The sequence below is a fragment of the Streptomyces sp. NBC_01006 genome (assembly GCF_045162725.1).
GTDB lineage: Bacteria > Actinomycetota > Actinomycetes > Streptomycetales > Streptomycetaceae > Streptomyces.
Window position 1 is genome coordinate 5,906,532 of the sequence record NZ_CP108700.1, and the last position, 20,224, is coordinate 5,926,755.

Below are 20,224 nucleotides of genomic sequence, written 5' to 3' on the forward strand. Positions count from 1 at the left end.
TCCGTCGCGTAATCAAAAGGCAACAACGGAATCACTTGGCGGTGGGGAACACCTCTGCCAGGATCGGCACTCAATTCGAGCTGAAGCTACGGAGAGCGTGAGAGCGTCATGGGTAATCGCTTCCAGGTCAAGGACCGCTTCGCAGACGGCGCGCAGTACATCGACGGGCAGCTGAGGTCCGGTACGTCCGGGCAGTCGCACACCATCGTCGACCCTGCGACGGGCGAGGAGGTGCTCACGTACGAGCTGGCCTCCACCGACGACGTCGACGAGGCCGTCGCCGCCGCCAAGCGGGCCTTCCCGGCCTGGTCCGCGGCCACCCCCGGCGAGCGCTCGGACGCCCTGCACCGGCTGGCCGCCGTGCTGGCCGAGCAGGCGGAGGACTTCGCGTACGCGGAGTCCCTCCAGTGCGGCAAGCCGATCAAGCTGTCCACCGAGTTCGACGTTCCGGGAACCATCGACAACACCGCCTTCTTCGCGGGCGCCGCCCGGCATCTCCAGGGGCAGGCGGCGGCCGAGTACTCAGGGGACCACACCTCCTACGTACGACGCGAGGCCATCGGAGTCGTCGGTTCCATCGCGCCCTGGAACTATCCGCTCCAGATGGCCGCCTGGAAGATCCTCCCCGCGATCGCCGCGGGCAACACGATCGTCCTGAAGCCGGCCGAGCTGACCCCGCTGACCTCCCTGATGTTCGCCCAGGCCGCCAAGGACGCGGGTCTGCCCGACGGCGTGGTCAACATCGTCACCGGCGCCGGCCGGGACGCGGGCGAGCACCTGGTCGGCCACCCGGACGTGGTCATGACCTCCTTCACCGGCTCCACCGCCGTCGGCAAGCGGGTCGCCGAGATCGCCACCGCCACCGTCAAGCGGCTCCACCTGGAGCTCGGCGGCAAGGCGCCCTTCCTGGTCTTCGACGACGCCGACCTGGAGGCCGCCGCGCACGGCGCCGTCGCCGCCTCCCTGATCAACACCGGCCAGGACTGCACCGCCGCCACCCGCGCGTACGTCCAGCGCCCCTTGCACGACGCCTTCGTCGCCCGCGTGGCCGAGCTGATGGAGACCGTCCGCCTGGGCGACCCCTTCGACCCGGCCACCGACCTCGGTCCGCTGGTCTCGCACGCCCAGCGCGACCGGGTCGCCGGCTTCGTGGAGCGCGCCCGCGGCTACGCCACCGTCGTCACCGGCGGCGAGGTCCCGGGCGGCGAGCTCGCCGAGGGCGCGTACTACCGGCCCACCCTCGTCTCCGGCGCCGCTCAGGACAGCGAGGTCGTCCAGTCCGAGATCTTCGGCCCGGTCCTCGTCGTCCTGCCCTTCGACACCGACGACGAGGGCATCGAGCTGGCCAACGACACCCCGTACGGACTGGCCGCCTCCGCCTGGAGCCGCGACGTCTACCGGGCCGGCCGCGCCACCCGCGAGATCAAGGCGGGCTGCGTCTGGGTCAACGACCACATTCCGATCATCAGCGAGATGCCCCACGGCGGCTACAAGGCGAGTGGCTTCGGAAAGGACATGAGCGCCTACTCCTTCGAGGAGTACACGCAGGTCAAGCACGTGATGTACGACAACACCGCGGTGGCCGAGAAGGACTGGCACCGCACCATCTTCGGGGACCGCACCTAACCGTCTTCGGCTCTCGCCGAGTGGCAGCCGGCCGCCTGACCAGCGGCGCCACCCCTCCCGAAAGGGCAGCTCATGGAGCAGTTCGAGCCCGACCGCCTCTCGGCGGCGCAACTCGCCGCGATGCGGCGCAGCCTTGACCGCGGGCGCGGCGCCCTCACCCGCCGCTCGCTGTTGCGCGCCTCCGGTGTCGGAGCGCTCACCCTCGGCGGCCTGGCCTCCCTGTCCGCCTGCGGCATCCCGCCGGCCAAGCGCGCGGGCGACACGGCCGTGGCCTCCGACGACCACTCGGCCGAGGAGAAGGAGCTCAACTTCTCCAACTGGACCGAGTACATGGACACCAGCGAGGACGAGAAGTCCCATCCCACGCTGGAGGAGTTCACCAAGCGCACCGGGATATCGGTCAAGTACACCGAGGACATCAACGACAACGTCGAGTTCTTCGGCAAGGTCCGCCCGCAGCTCGCGGCCGGCCAGGACACCGGCCGTGACCTGATCGTCGTCACCGACTGGCTCGCCGCCCGCATCATCCGGCTCGGCTGGGCGCAGAAGCTGGACCCCTCCCACCTCCCGCACGCCTACGCCAACCTGATCCCGCAGTTCCGCAACCCCGACTGGGACCCGGGCCGCTCGTACAGCTATCCCTGGACCGGCATCGACACCGTCATCGCCTACAACGTGAAGGCCACCGGCGGCAAGAAGGTCGACTCCGTCACGCAGCTGCTGGACGATCCTTCCCTGAAGGGCCGCGTCGGCTTCCTCACCGAGATGCGCGACAGCGTCGGCATGACCCTGATCGACCAGGGCAAGGACCCGGCGAACTTCACCACCGCCGACTTCGACGCCGCCATCGGCCGGCTCCAGAAGGGCGTCGACACCAAGCAGATCCGCCGCTTCACCGGCAACGACTACACGGCGGACCTCGACAAGGGCGACCTCGCCGCCTGCCTGGCCTGGGCCGGCGACGTCATCCAGCTCCAGGCCGGCAACCCGGACATCCAGTACGCGATCCCGGCGCCCGGTTACATCACCTCCAGCGACAACCTGCTGGTCCCCGCCCATGCCCGGCACAAGGCCAACGCCGAGAAGCTGATCGACTTCTACTACGAGCCGCCGATCGCCGCCCAACTGGCCGCGTTCATCAGCTACGTCTGCCCCGTCGACGGTGTCAAGGAAGACCTTGCGAAGATCGACCCCGCTCTCGCGGACAACCCCTTGATCATTCCAGACAAGGCGATGGCGGCCAAGGCCCACGCCTTCCGCTCCCTCACCAGTGAGGAAGAGACCGCGTACGAGGAGAAGTTCGCCAAGCTCATCGGAGCCTGACGAACCCCTTCCCCCGTGCCGGCACCCGCGCCCCGCACCCTTCCGACGACACCACCACCGAAGGCCGCGACCCATGACTGACAAGACCGCGGGCGGCGACGTCCGCCTCGCCGGGATCAGCAAGCACTACGGCTCGTTCACCGCCGTGCACCCGCTGGATCTCACCATCCCCCAGGGCTCCTTCTTCGCCCTGCTCGGCGCCTCGGGCTGCGGGAAGACCACCACCCTGCGCATGATCGCCGGTCTGGAGGAGCCCTCCACCGGCACGGTCAGCCTCGGCGACCGGGAGGTCACCCAGCTGCCGCCGTACAAGCGCCCGGTCAACACGGTGTTCCAGAGCTACGCGCTCTTCCCGCACCTGAACATCTACGAGAACGTGGCCTTCGGACTGCGCCGCCGGGGCATCAAGTCCGTCAAGAAGCAGGTCGACGACATGCTGGAGCTGGTCGAGCTGGGCCAGTTCGCCCAGCGCAAGCCGCACCAGCTCTCCGGCGGCCAGCAGCAGCGCGTGGCGGTCGCCCGCGCGCTCATCAACCACCCGCAGGTGCTCCTCCTCGACGAGCCCCTCGGCGCCCTCGACCTCAAGCTGCGCCGCCAGATGCAGCTGGAACTCAAGCGGATTCAGACCGAGGTCGGCATCACCTTCGTGCACGTCACGCACGACCAGGAGGAGGCCATGACCATGGCCGACACGGTCGCCGTGATGAACGGCGGCCGCGTCGAGCAGCTGGGCGCCCCCGCCGAGCTCTACGAGAACCCGCGCACCACCTTCGTCGCCAACTTCCTCGGCACGTCCAACCTCATCGAGGCCGAGGTCCTGGAGGCGGGCGGCGCCGACGTGGTGGTCAGCTCGGCCGGGACGAAGCTGCGGCTGCCCGCGGCCCGGTGTTCGACCACCCCCAAGGCCGGCGGAAAGCTGCTGGTCGGGGTGCGCCCCGAGAAGATATCCCTGGTCCACGCGGACGAGGAGGACACCATCGCGGCCGGCCGCAACCAGGTCCGCGGCCGGATCGCGGACTCCTCCTTCATCGGGGTCTCCACGCAGTTCGTCATCGACAGCCCGGTCTGCCCGGAGCTGGAGGTGTACGTCCAGAACATCGAGCGCGACGCCCGCCTGGCCCCGGGAGCCGAGGTCGTCCTGCACTGGAACCCCGAGCACACCTTCGGGCTCGACGCGGCACAGTCCATGCTTGCAGGGACGATGGGCGACGCGGGCATCGAGACGGTCGAGGAGGGCGCATGACCGCCACCGCCGCGCCGCCACGGGCCGAGGCCTCCACCGAACCCCCGGTCCACAAGCCGTCCCTGCGCAAGCGGCTGATCCCGTACTGGCTGCTGGTCCCCGGCATCCTGTGGCTGCTGGTGTTCTTCGTCCTGCCGATGATCTACCAGGCCTCCACCTCGGTGCAGACCGGCTCCCTCGAAGAGGGCTTCAAGGTCACCTGGCACTTCCAGACGTACTGGGACGCCCTCACCGAGTACTACCCGCAGTTCCTGCGCTCCCTGCTGTACGCCGGCACCGCGACCGTGCTGTGCCTGCTGCTCGGGTACCCGCTGGCCTACCTGATCGCCTTCAAGGCGGGACGCTGGCGCAACCTTTTGCTGGTGCTGGTCATCGCCCCGTTCTTCACCAGCTTCCTGATCCGCACCCTGGCCTGGAAGACGATCCTGGCCGACGGCGGACCGGTGGTGGGGGTGCTCAACTCCCTGCACGTCCTGGACGTCACCAGCTGGCTCGGGATGACCCAGGGCGACCGGGTGCTGGCCACGCCGCTCGCGGTGGTCTGCGGTCTGACGTACAACTTCCTCCCCTTCATGATCCTTCCGCTCTACACCTCGCTGGAGCGCATCGACACCCGCCTCCACGAGGCGGCCGGGGACCTGTACGCCCGCCCCGCCACCACCTTCCGGAAGGTGACCTTCCCGCTCTCCATGCCGGGCGTGGTCTCCGGGACCCTGCTCACCTTCATCCCGGCGAGCGGCGACTACGTCAACGCCGAACTGCTCGGATCCACGGACACCCGGATGATCGGCAACGTCATCCAGTCGCAGTACCTGCGCATCCTCGATTACCCGACGGCCGCCGCGCTGTCCTTCATCCTCATGGCCATCGTGCTGATCATGGTCACCATCTACATCCGCCGAGCGGGGACGGAGGACCTGGTCTGATGCGTTGGCTCCGGCGCAATCTCGTCGTCATCTTCGGCCTCGGCACGCTCGCGTACATGATCCTGCCGAACGTCGTCGTGACGGTCTTCTCCTTCAACAACCCGGCCGGGCGGTTCAACTACGCCTGGCAGGAGTTCTCGCTCGACGCCTGGAAGGACCCCTGCGGGGTCGCCGACCTGTGCGGCTCGCTGTCCCTGTCGCTCCAGATCGCCGTGTGGGCCACCATCGGCGCCACCGTCCTCGGCACGGCCATCGCCTTCGCGCTCGTCCGCTACCGCTTCCGGGCGCGCGGCGCGGTCAACTCGCTGATCTTCCTGCCGATGGCCATGCCCGAGATCGTGATGGCCGCCTCGCTGCTCGCCCTCTTCCTCAACATGGGCATCCAGCTGGGCTTCTGGACGATCCTGATCGCCCACGTCATGTTCTGCCTCAGCTTCGTCGTCGCGGCCGTCAAGGCGCGCGTCCTGTCGATGGACCCGCGGCTGGAGGAGGCCGCCCGCGACCTCTACGCGGGCCCGGTGCAGACCTTCGTACGGGTCACGCTGCCGATCGCGGCGCCCGGTATCGCGGCCGGCGCGCTGCTCTCGTTCGCGCTCTCGTTCGACGACTTCATCATCACCAACTTCAACTCGGGCAACACCGTCACCTTCCCCATGTTCGTGTGGGGATCGGCCCAGCGCGGTACGCCTGTACAGATCAACGTCATCGGTACGGCGATGTTCGTCATCGCGGTACTGGTGGTGCTCGTCGGCCAGATGGTCGGCAACCGCCGCAAGAACGCACAGCCCAAGTAGCTCTGTAGGGAGTTGGAAGACATGGCCCCAGTCGCCATGCGAAGTGTTGCTCAATCCCTTTCCGAAGCAGTGCCGGTCTCGTACTGGCTGGACGACCCCGGCAAGCCCGCCGCGCAGCCGGCGCTGACCTCCGACGAGGCCTGCGACCTGCTCGTCATCGGCGGCGGGTACAGCGGACTGTGGACCGCGCTGATCGCCAAGGAGCGCGATCCCGCCCGGGACGTCGTCCTGATCGAGTCGAAGGAGGCGGGCTGGGCCGCCTCCGGCCGCAACGGCGGCTTCTGCGCCGCCTCCCTCACGCACGGCCTGGCCAACGGCATGGCTCGCTGGCCGGGCGAGCTCGCCAAGCTGGAGGAGATGGGCGCCCGCAACCTCGACGAGATCGAGGCGGCCATCGCCCGCTACGGCATCGACTGCGACTTCGAGCGCAGCGGCGAGATCGACGTGGCCACCGAGCCCCACCAGGTCGAGGAGCTGCGCGAGCTGTACGAGGAGGCCGAGAAGCTGGGCCTCGCGGGCGGCTCGCGCTGGCTGGACCGCGAGGAGCTGCGGGCCGAGGTCGACTCGCCGACGTTCCTCGCGGGCCTGTGGGACACCGACGGCGTCGCCATGCTCAACCCCGCGAAGCTCGCCTGGGGCCTCAAGGCGGCCTGCCTGTCGCTGGGCGTGCGAATCTACGAGAACACCCGCGGGCTGTCCCTGACCTCCTCGGGCGCCGGGATGGCCGTACGCACCCCGTACGGGCGGATCTTCGCCCGGCGGGTGGCGCTCGGCACGAACATCTTCCCCTCGCTGGTCAAGCGGATCCGGCCGTTCACGGTGCCGGTCTACGACTACGCGCTGATGACCGAGCCGCTGACCGCCGACCAGCTGAAGGCCATCGGCTGGCAGAACCGCCAGGGCCTGGGCGACAGCGCCAACCAGTTCCACTATTTCCGCATCACCCCGGAGAACCGCATCCTGTGGGGCGGCTACGACGCCATCTACCCCTACCGCGGCAAGCTGGACTCCGAGTACGACCACCGTCCCGAGACGTACCTGAAGCTCGCGCAGCACTTCTTCACCGCGTTCCCGCAGCTGGAGGGCGTCAAGTTCAGCCACGCCTGGGGTGGGGCCATCGACACCTGCTCGCGCTTCTCGGCCTTCTTCGGCACCGCGCACGGAGGCAGGGTCGCCTACGCGGCCGGCTACACCGGCCTCGGGGTCGGCGCCACCCGCTTCGGCGCCGAAGTGATGCTCGACCTGCTGGACGGGGCCCGCACCGAGCGGACCGAGCTGGAGATGGTGAAGTCCCGGCCGATGCCGTTCCCGCCCGAGCCCTTCGCCTGGACCGGAATCACGCTCACCAAGTGGTCCCTGGCCCGGGCGGACGCCCGCGGCGGCCGACGCAACCTGTGGCTGAAGGTCATGGACAAGCTCGGCCTCGGCTTCGACAGCTGACCGACCGCCCGACCCCCTCCACGCCCCGGCGTGCGCCGCGGTTCATACCGTGAGCCGCTTCACCACCATGGGGTGGGCAAACCCGCGTCATCGCAGGGCCCGGCCCCGCTCTCTCCCGGTGAGGAACCCTCACCGAAGAGAACGGAGGCCGGGCGATGCGCGGCTCGGAGATCAAGACCGCGGTGGAATGGCTCGTATCGGTGGCGCCGGATCCCGACGCCTGCCGGTGGGAGTGGGAGCGCAACCCCCACGGGGTCGCCCTGCTGCCCGCAGGCCGGCAATGGGACGTACTGATCCTGCCCGGAGGACTGGGGCAGGCCGCCCTCGACGTCCTGACCTTGCTCCTCGACCGGCCCGGCCCGGTGCTCGCCGACTTCGGAGCCACGCGGCGGAGCCGCACATCGACACATCGGATGGGCTTTTTCGTGCCCCCGGGTACGGCCTCCCGCTGGCTCGGCACCGGCGTACGGGGGGCAGGGCACGGGACCTGGATCGTGGTCCCGTACCCCGGCCGGGCCACGGACGGGGTGCGCTGGCTGGTGGTCCCGGACGGTCGCGGCACGCTCACCGATCCGGTGCTGCTGGAGCTCGCGATGCACGAGGCCGCGGCCCGGGTGGCGGGGGAGGAGGGACGCAGGCCTTGACAAGGGCATTGGTCTGGACCATGTTGGGCGCCGCTGCCGCATCACCGGCAGCCTGGCTCCATCCCCCCATGTTCCGGAGGCAGTTGTGCGCAGACCCATGTCGCTGCTTACCGCGGCCGCCCTCGCGGTGGCCGTCTTCCTCGCCGCGGGCCCGCCGGCCGCGGCGGCCGACGCCGACCTCGCCCGCAACGGCGGCTTCGAGGCCGGACTCGATGGCTGGAGCTGCTCGGCCGGCAGCGGAGCCGTCGTCACCACCCCCGTCCACGGCGGGAGTTCCGCCCTCAGGGCCACCCCGGCGGGCCAGGACAACGCCCGTTGCTCCCAGACCGTCACCGTCAAGCCCGACTCCACGTACACGCTCGCCGCCTGGGTACAGGGGGCGTACGTCTACCTCGGCGCGGCCGGGACCGGCACCACCGACGTGTCCACCTGGGCGCAGACCCCGGGTGCCTGGAAGCAGCTGAGCACGACGTTCCGTACGGGCGCGGCCACCACCTCGGTGACCGTCTACACGCACGGCTGGTACGGCCAGAGCGCCCACCTCACGGACGACGTCACGCTCGTCGGACCCGACCCGGGCGGCTCCGGACCCGGTCAGCCCCAGCCCCCGGCCGCCCCCACCGGCCTGACGGCGTCCGGCGCCACCGCGAGCAGCCTGAACCTCTCCTGGTCGGCCTCCTCCGGCGCCACCTCGTACACGCTCCACCGGGACGGTGCCGCGCCCGTGAGCGTCACCGGGACCTCGGCCACGGTCACCGGACTCGCCGCGTCCACGACGTACACCTTCCAGGTCAGCGCGGTGAACGCGGCCGGCGAGTCCGCGAGGAGCGCCCCCGTCTCCGCCTCCACGACGAGCAGCGGCGGCAACCCGGGCAACCCCGGCCTCCCGGCACACGCCCTGGTCGGCTATCTCCACGCGAGCTTCGCCAACGGCTCCGGCTACGTCCGGATGGCCGACGTGCCTGCCTCCTGGGACGTCATCAACCTCGCCTTCGGCGAACCGACCTCGGTGACCTCGGGGGACATCCGCTTCTCGCTCTGCCCGGTCGGCGAGTGCCCGAACGTGGAATCCGCGGCCGAGTTCAAGGCGGCCATCAAGGCCAAGCAGGCGGCCGGCAAGAAGGTCCTGATCTCGATCGGCGGCCAGAACGGCCAGGTCCAGCTCGCCACCACGGCCGCCCGCGACACCTTCGTCTCCTCCGTCAGCAAGATCATCGACGAGTACGGGCTCAACGGACTCGACATCGACTTCGAGGGCCACTCCCTCTCCCTCGCCACCGGCGACACCGATTTCCGCGCGCCCACCACCCCGGTGATCGTGAACCTCATCGCGGCCGTCAAGACGCTGAAGGCCAAGTACGGCCCGGACTTCGTCCTGACCATGGCCCCGGAGACCTTTTTCGTCCAGCTGGGCTACCAGTACTACGGCTCCGGCCCCTGGGGCGGCCAGGACCCGCGCGCCGGCGCCTACCTCCCGGTCATCCACGCCCTGCGCGACGACCTCACCCTGCTCCACGTCCAGGACTACAACTCGGGCTCGATCATGGGCCTCGACAACCAGTACCACTCCATGGGCGCCGCGGACTTCCACATCGCCATGACCGACATGCTGCTCACCGGGTTCCCGGTCGCGGGCGACACCGCGCGCGTCTTCCCGCCACTGCGCCCGGACCAGGTGGCCATCGGCCTCCCGGCCACGACCAACGCGGGCAACGGCCACACCCCGCCCGCCGAGGTGGACAAGGCGCTGGACTGCCTGACGAAGAAGACCGGCTGCGGCACCTATCAGACTCACGGCACCTGGCCCGCCCTGCGCGGGCTGATGACCTGGTCGATCAACTGGGACCGCTTCGGCGCCTGGGAGTTCTCGAAGAACTTCGACGCCTACTTCGGCGGCTAGGGGGTGTCTAGGCGGAGGGTCTGACGGTGCGGCGGACGGCGTGGGCGACGGGGACCAGCAGGAGGGTGCACAGGAAGCAGCTGGCCAGGACGTCCAGGGGCCAGTGCCAGCCGCGCAGGATCAGGCCGGTGGCCGTCGCCGCCGTCAGGAGGAGGGCGGCTGCCATCGGCCAGGGGCGGCGTGCGTACGGGCTGATCAGCAGGGCCGCGCCGACGTACGCGACGGCCGAGGTGGCCGTGTGGCCCGAGGGGAAGTAGCCGGCGGCCCACGGCTCCAGGGGGCCGGGGCGGGCGGTCCACTCCTTCAGCGGCACGATCACCGCCGGGACCAGGGCCATCGCCAGCCCCGCCGTCAGGGCCGGGGCCCAGGCGCGGGAGCGCCGGACGGAGTACGCCATCGCCAGGAGCAGGACCGGTACGGCGACCGGGGCGTTGCCGAGGTCGGAGAGGCGCTCGGTGACGGCGTCGGGGACCGTGCGGACCAGGGCGCGGCTGAGGCGCTCGTCCGGCGTGAGCAGCGGGCCCGAGACCAGGACCTGCCAGGTCGTCAGGGCGAGCCCCAGCAGGGAGAGGAGAAGGAGGAAAATGGCCGGCCGTCCCGGAACAGGGGGGATGGTTCCGGGACGGCCGCCCGGATCGGGTTGCCGGGCGCCCCGGGGGGTTTGGGGCGAACGGCCGTCCGATCGGTGAGGAGTGTGCGCGAACGCAGGCCCAGTGCGGCGCTGGGGAAGCCCGGTACTGGTGTCGCCCCCGGTTTCCCGGGAGCGGGGTGTCTCACTCATCTGCAGAAACCGTACGGCAGCAGAAAGGGGACCGACAGCAGGAACGCGCTCCTGCCATCGGCCCCCCACATCTTCTTCACAGCGCCTGCCCGTTACCGGGGGTACCGGTGGGCTCTGGCGTTCGGAAGGTAGCTCAGACGTCCGTGCCGATGGCCGCGAACGCCGCCTCGATGAGGTCCAGGCCCTCGTTCAGCAGGTCCTCGCCGATGACGATCGGCGGGAGGAAGCGGAGCACGTTGCCGTAGGTGCCGCAGGTGAGGACGAGCAGGCCCTCGGCGTGGCAGGCCTTGGCGAGCGCGCCGGCCGCCTCCGGGAACGGGGTCTTGGACACCGGGTCCTTGACCAGCTCGATCGCGATCATGGCGCCGCGGCCGCGGATGTCGCCGATGATGTCGTACTTCTCCTGCATGGCCGTCAGGCGGGTCTTCATGACGGACTCGATCTTCTTCGCCGCGGCGTTGAGGTCGAGCTCCTTCATGGTCTCGATGGAGCCCAGCGCACCGGCGCAGGCCACCGGGTTGCCGCCGTAGGTGCCGCCCAGGCCGCCCGCGTGCGCGGCGTCCATGATCTCGGCGCGGCCCGTCACGGCGGCGAGCGGCAGACCGCCCGCGATGCCCTTGGCGGTGGTGATCAGGTCCGGGACGATGCCCTCGTCCTCGCACGCGAACCACTGGCCGGTACGGCAGAAGCCGGACTGGATCTCGTCGGCGACGAAGACGATGCCGTTGTCGTTGGCGAACTGCACGATGGCCGGCAGGAAGCCCTTGGCCGGCTCGATGAAGCCGCCCTCGCCGAGGACCGGCTCGATGATGATCGCGGCGACGTTGTCGGCGCCGATCTGCTTGGTGATCTGGTCGATCGCCTGGGCGGCGGCCTCGGGGCCGCAGTTCTCGGCGCCGGTGGGCCAGCGGTAGCCGTAGGCGACCGGGACGCGGTAGACCTCGGGGGCGAACGGGCCGAAGCCGTTCTTGTACGGCATGTTCTTCGAGGTCAGCGCCATCGTCAGGTTCGTACGGCCGTGGTAGCCGTGGTCGAAGACGACGACGGCCTGGCGCTTGGTGTACGCACGGGCGATCTTGACGGCGTTCTCGACGGCCTCGGCACCGGAGTTGAACAGCGCCGACTTCTTCGCGTGGGTGCCCGGGGTCAGCTCGGCCAGCGCCTCGCAGACCTCGACGTAGCCCTCGTACGGCGTGACCATGAAACAGGTGTGGGTGAAGTCCGCGAGCTGCGCGGAGGCGCGGCGCACGACGGCCTCGGCGGAGGCGCCGACGGAGGTCACGGCGATGCCGGAACCGAAGTCGATCAGGCGGTTGCCGTCGACGTCCTCGATGATGCCGCCGCCCGCGCGGGCCGTGAAGACGGGGAGCACGGAGCCCACGCCGCCGGCCACCGTCTCGAGGCGGCGGGCCTGCAGCTCCTGCGACTTGGGGCCGGGGATCGCGGTGACGATGCGGCGCTCCTGCGGGACAGCGGTCATAGAGGGCTCCTGGGGGGTGTTTTCGGACGCACTTGTGTCTTTGTCCGCAGGCTAGGCCCGGGGGAGGGGGTACGGCATGCTCCGTTCGGGAGTGATCTCCGCGTGTCCTTGTCCGTGACGGCCATAGGACGGATCCGCCGCCTGTCTTGTGGACGCTGCGGATACAGGGCTCGTACGGGGCCCACGGCCGTCTCCGGGCAACTACATTGAGCGACGCAGCGCAGGCACGGGCAGGGGGCAGGGGTTTCATGGACACCGACGGCACGTACGGACACAGCCATGGCGGGCCCGGCGGTCCGCCTGACGGGGTGACCGCCGGAGGCCACGTGCCCCGCCCCGCCGGACCGCCGCCCGCGCTCCCACCACGGCCGGCCAAGGCCCCGCCGCCGCCCGCACACGCACCCCGCCCGGCGGCTGAGGGCGTGGCGTCGGCCCAGTCCCCCTTCGCCGCCTGGCTGCGTGCTCCCCGCCCGGAGGCGGAGCCGGGCATCTGGCGCTACGCCTACACCCCGGCCGAGCCGAAGCGCACCGGCTCCGACCGGTCCGTGCTGACCCGCGTCGTGATCGCCTTCCTCGTCTACTTCGTCTGCTGGCGGCTCTTCGTTGCCGGAGAGCTCCCCTTCCTGGGGGCTCCTCTCTATTTCTTCACCCCAGCCGGCTGGTGGACCGACAGCTTGACGCGCGCGCCGGTCGACCACCGTGGCATGGCGGCCTTGGAGCTCTACGAACTGCTGGGCACGGTGGGCATGTTCCTCGGCTTCGCCAAAGTGGGCGGATGGCGAGCCGCATTCGACCGGGTGGTAGCCGCCCGGGGGCCCTGGTACAGGGCGCTGGGCGCGGCGGCCGCCGCCCTCGTCGTGGTGCTGCTGATCGAGAACAAGACCCTGTCGGTCTATCCCCTGGCGTTCGCGCACCTGCCGTACGCGGAACTTGGCAGCACGGCCGCCTCGGTGATCACATACGCCCTCTACGCCTTGATCTATCTCCCCCTCGTCCTCGTCTTCGGCCGCCTTGGCGGCTGGGCCTCCCTGCTGGCCGGTCTCCTCTCCCCGGCTGCCCCTCCTGCGGCTGCCCCGGGCGGCCCGGGGGATCAGGAGGATCCGGTCGGCTGGCCGCAATTGCGTACCGCCGGACTGGGGGAGTCCGCCGACCGGCTGGCCGCCGAAGCCGAAGCGGGCCGGATGAACGACGTCGACCTCGCTCGGATCCGCCGCGCCTGGGAGTCCGTCAAGGCGGACCCCTCGCGCCGCACTGCTTTCGCCCAGGCCGTGCGGGCCAAGGGCGCGGCTGCCTGCGGCCACCCCTCGGGCGCGCGCGACCTGCCGCTGCGCACCGCCTCCCACGACCTGGCGGTTGCACAGGTCCGGCTCGGCCGGGTCACCGACGCCGAGCCCAACCCGTACGAGCGGCGCAGGACCGGGTTCGCGGTGGACCCGGAGGTCCTCGGCACCTCGGTTCTCGCCGTCGGCCCCTCGGGCGCCGGAAAGACGAGCCTGCTGGTCGGGCCGGTCGTCGAGTCGCTGGCGCTCCAGGCTCTCGCCGGACAGGCGGCGGTAATCGCCGTCGGTGCCGCCGGAAGCCGACTGGGACCCGACGACGCCTACGACATCGTGGTCCGCCCCGGTGACCCCGATTCCGTACACGACCTCGACCTCTATGGCGGTACCACAGACCCCGACGAGGCCGCCTCCCTCCTAGCCGACGCGTTCGTCGGTGACACGCCGGGGCTCGACGTCCGCCGGGCCGCCACGGCCCTCGCCCAGCTCCTGGGTCCCTTCCGGGCCGCATACGGCCGATTTCCCACTGTTCCCGAGCTGCGGGCGCTGCTCGACCAGCTGCCGGCCGCCCTCGCGGAACTGCGGCGGGAGCTGGAGAGCGCCGGGCACGGGACCATGCTGCGCGAGCTCGACACCCGTGTCCGCCAGCACACCGCCCACGGCGATCCCGGAGCGGCCCTCGCAGACCGAGTGGCGCTGCTCGACCGGCCCGCCTTCCGCGGCTTCTTCGACAGCACCGGCACCGGTCGGCCCTTTTCCGTCCGTGCCCTCGAACACCCCATCCGGGTCCGCATCGACCTCCCGGAGCGCGGTCACCCAGATGCGTCGCGGCTTCTGGCAAGGCTGCTGCTCGTACAGTTCAACGCCTCCGCCATGGCCCGTGCCGACCGCTCCCTCTTCGCCTTCCTCGCCCTCGACGACGCTTCGCACACGCTTACCCCCGATGTCGTGCGCGCAGTACAGAGGCTCCGCACAGCGAACGCCGGAGTCCTGCTCGCCCTTCGCACCCTGGACGACGTACCGGAGGCGCTCAGGACCCCGCTGCTCGGGGCGGTCGGTTGCCGGGTGGCCTTCTCCGGGGTCACCACCTGGGACGGCAAGCGGTTCGCCGATGCCTGGGGCACCGAGCTGGTTGAGACACGGGACGTGACGAGCCGGACGGTCTACGCCGATCAGCCCTTCACCCGGGCTCTGCATGCCTTGCGCAAGCTGATCACCGGGAAGGCGGTGACGACGGACGCGGTCACGGTGCGGCAGGTGGAGCGCGAGCGCTGGTCGGCCTCAGCCCTCGCCAACACGGTTCCGCCCGGGCACGCGGTGCTCTCGCTGACCTCGGTCAAGGGGGAGCGGGCGGCTCCGCTGCTGGTGCGGCTGGCTGCCACGGGCTGAGCCGACCCGTACGAGGTGGCAGAATCGAGGGGAGTCGTTCATACGACAAGGCGAAATTGCGAAATTCCCGCCGCACCCCTTCCCTCTCCGCCGTACCCCTCCCTCCTCTAAGGCCCCTGGTACCCGATGCCGCTCACGCTCGCCTCACTCGTCCAGCACTCGGCGCTCAAGCTCAGCGTCCGGGCGGGGGAGGGCCGCCTCGACACCCCCGTGCGCTGGGCCCACGTCAGCGAGCTCGCCGATCCCGTCCCCTATATGGAGGGCGGCGAGCTGCTCCTGATCACCGCGATGAAGCTGGACGCGGAGGATCCGCAGGAGATGCGCCGGTACGTACGCCGCCTCGCCGCGGCGGGGGTCGTCGGCATCGGCTTCGCCGTCGGCGTGAACTACGAGGCGATCCCCGAGGCCCTGGTCGAAGCCGCGCGGGCCGAGGACCTGCCGCTGCTGGAGGTACCGCGCAGGACCCCGTTCCTCGCGATCAGCAAAGCCGTCTCGGCGGCGCTGGCGGCGGACCAGTACCGCGCGGTGACCGCCGGATTCGAGGCGCAGCGGGAGCTGACCCGCGCCGCGCTCTCCGCCGACGGGCCCGCCGAGCTGCTGGCGAGGCTGGCGGCGCACGTGCACGGCTGGGCCGCCCTGTACGACACCTCGGGCGCGGTGGTGGCGGCCGCCCCGGAGTGGGCCGCCCGGCGCGCCGCCCGGCTGACCCCCGACGTGGAGCGGCTGCGGGAGCGGCCGGCGCCCGCGAGCGCCGTGGTCGGCGGGTCGGAGGACCGCGTCGAGCTCCAGTCGCTGGGGACGGGCCGGCGGGCCCGCGGCGCGCTGGCCGTCGGCACGGGGGCCCCGCTGGGCACGGCCGAGCGGTACGCCGTGCACTCGGCGGTGGCCCTGCTGACCCTGACCACCGAGCGGTCGAGGTCCCTGCACGACGCCGAGTCCCGGCTGGGCGCGGCGGTGCTGCGGATGCTGCTGGACGGTGAGGCCGAGCACGCCCGGGCGGTGGCCGGGGACCTGTACGGGGCGCTGCTGGAGGCGCCGTTCCGGCTGATCGTGGCGGAGCCGGCGCTGCCGGGTACCGCGCAGCCGGAGGGGCTGGCGCTGCTGGCCGACGCGGTGGAGTCGGCGGCCGCGCGGGCGGGGGAGACGCTGCTGGTGGTGCCGGAGCCGGGGCGGCTGGTGGTGCTGGCGGCCGACGGGGGCGCGGCGGCGTCGGCCTGTGCGGAGCACGCGGAGGCGCTGGAGTCGCGGCGCGGGCGGGAGTCGAGCGGTCCGGAGCCGGACGAGCTGGTGGTCGGGATGTCCGCCGCCGCGGTGCCCTCGGGGGTGGCGGCGGCGTTCAAGCAGGCCGACCAGGCGCTGGCCGTGGCCCGGCGGCGGGGGCGGCCGATGGTCGAGCACGAGGACCTGGCGGCGGGATCGGTGCTGCCGCTGCTGGCGGACGAGGCGGTACGGGCCTTCGCGGACGGCACGCTGCGGGCGCTGCGCGAGCACGACGAGAAGGGGCGCGGGGATCTGGTGGCCTCGCTGCAGGCGTGGCTCTCGCGGCACGGGCAGTGGGATGCGGCGGCGGCCGATCTGGGCGTGCACCGGCATACGCTGCGCTACCGGATGCGGCGGGTCGAGGAGATCCTCGGCCGCTCCCTGGACGACCCGGACGTGCGCATGGAGCTGTGGCTCGCCCTCAAGGCCACCTCACCCGCCGCGTAGGCGGGCATCGCGGGGGCGACACTGACAAAGCGGCGCGGGCGGCGCCCGTCATGCTCCACCCCGGCTAAACGCCGAAACCCGGACGGAGTCCTACGGTGGAGGGGACAAGGACCCCGCACACACTCGAAGGGCCGGGATTCGCATGACTTCCACCCACGCCTTCTGGCTCGCCGGCCGCCAGGCCACCGGCGAGGACAGCTTCGACGTCCACTCCCCGTGGGACAACCGGCTCGTCGGCACCGTCAGCGTGCCCACCGACGCCCAGGTCGAAGAGGCCGTGGCCGCGGCGTACGCCGTGACGGCCGAGTTCTCCGCGACTCCCGCCCACGTCCGTGCCGCCGCCCTGGACCACGTGTCCAAGCGGCTCACCGAGCGCACCGAGGAGATCGCCCAGCTGATCTCCGCCGAGAACGGCAAGCCCATCAAGTGGGCCCGCGGTGAGGTCGGCCGTGCGGTGTCCGTGTTCCGTTTCGCCGCCGAAGAGGCTCGCCGCTTCAACGGCGGAGAGGCCCAGCGCCTCGACACCGACGCCGGCGGCGTCGGCCGTCTCGCCCTGACCCGCCGCTTCGTCAAGGGTCCGGTCCTCGGCATCGCGCCGTTCAACTTCCCGCTGAACCTGTGCGCCCACAAGGTGGCCCCCGCCATCGCCGTCGGCGCGCCGATCATCCTGAAGCCGGCCCCGGCCACCCCGCTCTCCGGCCTGATCCTGGGCGAGCTGCTCGCCGAGACCGACCTGCCGGCGGGCTCCTGGTCCGTCCTGCCGGTCGCCAACGACAAGATGCCGGCCCTGGTGAAGGACGAGCGCCTGCCCGTCATCTCCTTCACCGGCTCCGACAAGGTCGGTTACGCCATCCAGCAGTCGGTGCCCCACAAGCACTGCACCCTGGAGCTCGGCGGCAACGCCGCCGCCGTGGTCCTGGACGACTGGTCCTCCGAGGCCGACCTCGACTGGGCCGCGACCCGTATCGCGACCTTCTCGAACTACCAGGCCGGCCAGTCCTGCATCTCCGTGCAGCGCGTGATCGCCGACGCCTCCGTCTACGACCGCCTCGTCGAGAAGGTCGTCGCGAAGGTCCAGGCCCAGGTCACCGGCGACCCCGCCGACTCCGCCACCGACGTCGGCCCCCTCGTCTCGGAGGACGCCGCCAAGCGCGTCGAGTCCTGGGTCGACGAGGCCGTCTCCGCCGGAGCCAAGCTGCTCACCGGCGGCAAGCGCGAGGGTGCCTCGTACGAGCCGACCGTCATCGCCGACCTGCCCGCCGACACCACCCTCGCCGTCGAGGAGGTCTTCGGGCCGGTGCTGACGCTGACGAAGGTCGAGAACACCGACGAGGCCTTCGCCGCCGTCAACGACTCGAAGTTCGGCCTGCAGACCGGCGTCTTCACCCGGAACATCCAGACCGCGTTCCGCGCCCACCGCGAGCTGGAGGTCGGCGGCGTGATCGTCGGCGACGCGCCGTCCTACCGCGCCGACCAGATGCCGTACGGCGGCGTCAAGCAGTCGGGTGTCGGCCGCGAGGGTGTCCGCTACGCGATGGACGACTACACGTACGAGCGAGTCCTGGTCCTGACCGGCCTCGACATCTGATTCTCGTACGGCCAAAAAGCCGACGGCCGGAGCCTACTGTGCGGGGGCTCCGGCCGTCCCCCTTTTCCCGCGGGCCCGGAATGGGTACGACTCACAGGTAGCACCGGCCAGTAGGCCGGTACCACCGACTCCGGCGGCGAGGTGAGCCCCCTCATGTCCGCAACACAGCCCGCACAGCCCAAGGTGACCGAGCGCGAGGCACGGCAGGTCGCGGAAGCGGCCCGGGAACAGGACTGGCGCAAGCCCAGCTTCGCCAAGGAACTCTTCCTGGGGCACTTCCGGCTCGACCTGATCCACCCGCACCCGATGCCGCCGGACGAGGACGTCCGGCGCGGCGAGGCCTTCCTGGCCCGGCTGCGGGCGTTCTGCGAGACCGAGATCGACGGCGCGCGCATCGAGCGCGAGGCGCGGATCCCCGACGAGACCGTGCGCGGGCTCAAGGAGCTCGGCGCCCTCGGCATGAAGATCGACCCCAAGTACGGGGGCCTGGGCCTCACCCAGGTGTACTACAACAAGGCGCTGGCCCTCGTCGGCTCCGTCAGCCCCGCCATCGGGGCCCTGCTCTCCGCGCACCAGTCGATCGGCGTCCCGCAGCCGCTGAAGATGTTCGGCACGCAGGAGCAGAAGGAAACCTTCCTGCCGCGCTGCGCGACCACCGCCATCAGCGCCTTCCTGCTCACCGAGCCGGACGTCGGCTCCGACCCGGCGCGCCTGGCCACCACCGCCGTGCCCGACGGCGACGACGCGTACGTCCTCGACGGCGTGAAGCTCTGGACCACCAACGGGGTCGTCGCGGACCTGCTGGTGGTGATGGCCCGCGTACCGAAGTCCGAGAACCACCGCGGCGGGATCACCGCCTTCGTCGTCGAGGCCGATTCCCCCGGGATCACCGTCGAGCACCGCAACGCCTTCATGGGCCTGCGCGGTCTGGAGAACGGCGTCACCCGCTTCCACCGGGTCCGGGTGCCCGCCGCGCAGCGCATCGGCGCCGAGGGCGCCGGGCTGAAGATCGCGCTGACCACGCTGAACACCGGCCGGCTGTCCCTGCCCGCTATGTGCGTCGGCGCCGGGAAATGGTGTCTGAAGATCGCCCGCGAATGGTCCGCCGTCCGTGAGCAGTGGGGCCGGCCGGTCGCCAGGCACGAGGCGGTCGGCGCCAAGATCTCCTTCATCGCCGCCACCACCTTCGCCCTCGAAGCCGTCGTCGACCTGGCCTCCCAGATGGCCGACGAGGACCGCAACGACATCCGCATCGAGGCCGCCCTCGCCAAGCTCTACGGCAGCGAGATGGCCTGGCTGATGGCCGACGAGCTCGTCCAGATCCGCGGCGGGCGCGGCTTCGAGACCGCCGAATCGCTGGCCGCCCGCGGCGAGCGCGCCGTCCCCGCCGAGCAGATGCTGCGCGACCTGCGCATCAACCGGATCTTCGAGGGCTCCACCGAGATCATGCACCTGCTGATCGCCCGCGAGGCCGTCGACGCCCACCTGTCGGTCGCCGGCGACCTCATCGACCCCGAGAAGGCGCTCGGCGACAAGGCCAAGGCCGGAGCCCGCGCCGCCGGGTTCTACGCCCGCTGGCTGCCCAAGCTCGCCACCGGCCCCGGACAGGTCCCCGGCGCGTACCGGGCGTTCCACCCGGGCGGCCACCCCGACCTCTCCGCCCACCTGCGCTACGTCGAGCGCAGTGCCCGCAAACTCGCCCGCTCCACCTTCTACGCGATGTCCCGCTGGCAGGGCCGGATGGAGACCAAGCAGGGCTTCCTCGGCCGGATCGTCGACATCGGCGCCGAGCTCTTCGCGATGAGCGCGGCCTGTGTGCGCGCCGAGCACCTGCGGGCCTCCGGGGAGCACGGCCGCGAGGCCTACCAGCTGGCCGACGCCTTCTGCCGGCAGTCCCGGATCCGCGTCGAGGAGCTCTTCGGCCGGCTCTGGTCCAACACCGACGACCTGGACCGCAAGGTCGTCGCGGGCGTCCTGTCCGGCACCTACACCTGGCTGGAGGAGGGCGTGCTCGACCCCTCCGGCGACGGCCCCTGGATCGCGGACGCCACTCCCGGCCCCTCGACTCACAAAAACGTGCACCGTCCCCTCCGCTGACCTGAGAGG

At 71.2% G+C, this 20,224-nt stretch carries 14 protein-coding genes; 12 read left to right on the top strand and 2 right to left on the bottom strand.

Translation table 11 applies throughout. The annotated features are described in order from the left end of the window. Window positions 1-108: 108 nt before the first annotated feature. From OG509_RS27210 to OG509_RS27245, 8 genes are all read left to right on the top strand, one after another. The gene (locus OG509_RS27210) at window positions 109-1,626 is read left to right on the top strand and encodes a gamma-aminobutyraldehyde dehydrogenase (protein WP_406185134.1); all 1,518 of its coding nucleotides are present in this window, start codon (window positions 109-111) and stop codon (window positions 1,624-1,626) included. Between the two features lie 72 nt (window positions 1,627-1,698). After that, entirely contained in the window at window positions 1,699-2,949 is a 1,251-nt protein-coding gene (locus tag OG509_RS27215) for a spermidine/putrescine ABC transporter substrate-binding protein (protein ID WP_406185137.1), read from the top strand. A gap of 73 nt (window positions 2,950-3,022) precedes the next feature. Further along, window positions 3,023-4,192, top strand: coding sequence for an ABC transporter ATP-binding protein (locus OG509_RS27220; RefSeq protein ID WP_406185138.1), 1,170 nt, complete (start codon window positions 3,023-3,025; stop codon window positions 4,190-4,192). Continuing rightward, entirely contained in the window at window positions 4,189-5,118 is a 930-nt protein-coding gene (locus OG509_RS27225; RefSeq protein ID WP_406185140.1) for an ABC transporter permease, read from the top strand. The genes OG509_RS27220 and OG509_RS27225 overlap by 4 nt, the downstream gene beginning before the upstream one ends. Next, window positions 5,118-5,912, top strand: a complete 795-nt coding sequence (locus tag OG509_RS27230; protein WP_030162582.1) for an ABC transporter permease — start codon at window positions 5,118-5,120, stop codon at window positions 5,910-5,912. Before OG509_RS27225 ends, OG509_RS27230 begins: the two co-directional genes overlap by 1 nt. Window positions 5,913-5,933: 21 nt before the next feature. After that, window positions 5,934-7,352: an NAD(P)/FAD-dependent oxidoreductase gene (locus tag OG509_RS27235; protein ID WP_406185142.1), complete on the top strand. Its 1,419-nt coding sequence runs from the start codon at window positions 5,934-5,936 to the stop codon at window positions 7,350-7,352. 155 nt (window positions 7,353-7,507) lie between these two features. Next, window positions 7,508-7,996, top strand: a complete 489-nt coding sequence (locus OG509_RS27240) for a hypothetical protein (protein WP_406185144.1) — start codon at window positions 7,508-7,510, stop codon at window positions 7,994-7,996. Between the two features lie 97 nt (window positions 7,997-8,093). Further along, window positions 8,094-9,896 carry a chitinase gene (locus OG509_RS27245; RefSeq protein ID WP_406185145.1) on the top strand — a complete coding sequence of 601 codons (1,803 nt, stop codon included), beginning with the start codon at window positions 8,094-8,096 and terminating at the stop codon, window positions 9,894-9,896. Between the two features lie 7 nt (window positions 9,897-9,903). Here OG509_RS27245 and OG509_RS27250 read toward each other — a convergent pair whose 3' ends face one another. Continuing rightward, window positions 9,904-10,677 (bottom strand): phosphatase PAP2 family protein, encoded by a 774-nt coding sequence (locus OG509_RS27250; protein WP_406185146.1) that lies wholly within the window; start codon window positions 10,675-10,677, stop codon window positions 9,904-9,906. A 133-nt stretch (window positions 10,678-10,810) separates the two neighbouring features. Further along, window positions 10,811-12,157: a 4-aminobutyrate--2-oxoglutarate transaminase gene (gene gabT, locus OG509_RS27255; protein WP_406185147.1), complete on the bottom strand. Its 1,347-nt coding sequence runs from the start codon at window positions 12,155-12,157 to the stop codon at window positions 10,811-10,813. A gap of 248 nt (window positions 12,158-12,405) precedes the next feature. Here gabT and OG509_RS27260 point away from each other — a divergent pair, with 248 nt between their 5' ends. The 4 genes from OG509_RS27260 to OG509_RS27275 all read left to right on the top strand — a co-directional run bounded on the left by OG509_RS27260 (window position 12,406) and on the right by OG509_RS27275 (window position 20,215). Next, on the top strand, window positions 12,406-14,823 hold the full coding sequence (locus OG509_RS27260; protein ID WP_406185148.1) for an ATP/GTP-binding protein: 2,418 nt from the start codon (window positions 12,406-12,408) through the stop codon (window positions 14,821-14,823). Between the two features lie 126 nt (window positions 14,824-14,949). Continuing rightward, complete coding sequence (locus OG509_RS27265) at window positions 14,950-16,530, top strand: PucR family transcriptional regulator (protein WP_406185149.1); 1,581 nt, start codon at window positions 14,950-14,952, stop codon at window positions 16,528-16,530. A 142-nt stretch (window positions 16,531-16,672) separates the two neighbouring features. Further along, window positions 16,673-18,118: an aldehyde dehydrogenase family protein gene (locus OG509_RS27270; RefSeq protein WP_406185150.1), complete on the top strand. Its 1,446-nt coding sequence runs from the start codon at window positions 16,673-16,675 to the stop codon at window positions 18,116-18,118. A gap of 153 nt (window positions 18,119-18,271) precedes the next feature. Further along, window positions 18,272-20,215, top strand: coding sequence for an acyl-CoA dehydrogenase family protein (locus OG509_RS27275; protein ID WP_406185151.1), 1,944 nt, complete (start codon window positions 18,272-18,274; stop codon window positions 20,213-20,215). The last annotated feature ends 9 nt before the right edge of the window (window positions 20,216-20,224 follow it).

What these genes read in the sequence shown, in the direction of transcription:
- OG509_RS27260 (WP_406185148.1), top strand. Translation starts at nt 12,406, where the DNA reads ATGGACACCGACGGCACGTACGGACACAGCCATGGCGGGCCCGGCGGT.
- OG509_RS27235 (WP_406185142.1), top strand. Translation starts at nt 5,934, where the DNA reads ATGGCCCCAGTCGCCATGCGAAGTGTTGCTCAATCCCTTTCCGAAGCA.
- OG509_RS27270 (WP_406185150.1), top strand. Translation starts at nt 16,673, where the DNA reads ATGACTTCCACCCACGCCTTCTGGCTCGCCGGCCGCCAGGCCACCGGC.
- OG509_RS27240 (WP_406185144.1), top strand. Translation starts at nt 7,508, where the DNA reads ATGCGCGGCTCGGAGATCAAGACCGCGGTGGAATGGCTCGTATCGGTG.
- gabT (WP_406185147.1), bottom strand. Translation starts at nt 12,157, where the DNA reads ATGACCGCTGTCCCGCAGGAGCGCCGCATCGTCACCGCGATCCCCGGC.
- OG509_RS27220 (WP_406185138.1), top strand. Translation starts at nt 3,023, where the DNA reads ATGACTGACAAGACCGCGGGCGGCGACGTCCGCCTCGCCGGGATCAGC.
- OG509_RS27230 (WP_030162582.1), top strand. Translation starts at nt 5,118, where the DNA reads ATGCGTTGGCTCCGGCGCAATCTCGTCGTCATCTTCGGCCTCGGCACG.
- OG509_RS27250 (WP_406185146.1), bottom strand. Translation starts at nt 10,677, where the DNA reads ATGAGTGAGACACCCCGCTCCCGGGAAACCGGGGGCGACACCAGTACC.
- OG509_RS27215 (WP_406185137.1), top strand. Translation starts at nt 1,699, where the DNA reads ATGGAGCAGTTCGAGCCCGACCGCCTCTCGGCGGCGCAACTCGCCGCG.
- OG509_RS27210 (WP_406185134.1), top strand. Translation starts at nt 109, where the DNA reads ATGGGTAATCGCTTCCAGGTCAAGGACCGCTTCGCAGACGGCGCGCAG.
- OG509_RS27275 (WP_406185151.1), top strand. Translation starts at nt 18,272, where the DNA reads ATGTCCGCAACACAGCCCGCACAGCCCAAGGTGACCGAGCGCGAGGCA.
- OG509_RS27265 (WP_406185149.1), top strand. Translation starts at nt 14,950, where the DNA reads ATGCCGCTCACGCTCGCCTCACTCGTCCAGCACTCGGCGCTCAAGCTC.
- OG509_RS27245 (WP_406185145.1), top strand. Translation starts at nt 8,094, where the DNA reads ATGTCGCTGCTTACCGCGGCCGCCCTCGCGGTGGCCGTCTTCCTCGCC.
- OG509_RS27225 (WP_406185140.1), top strand. Translation starts at nt 4,189, where the DNA reads ATGACCGCCACCGCCGCGCCGCCACGGGCCGAGGCCTCCACCGAACCC.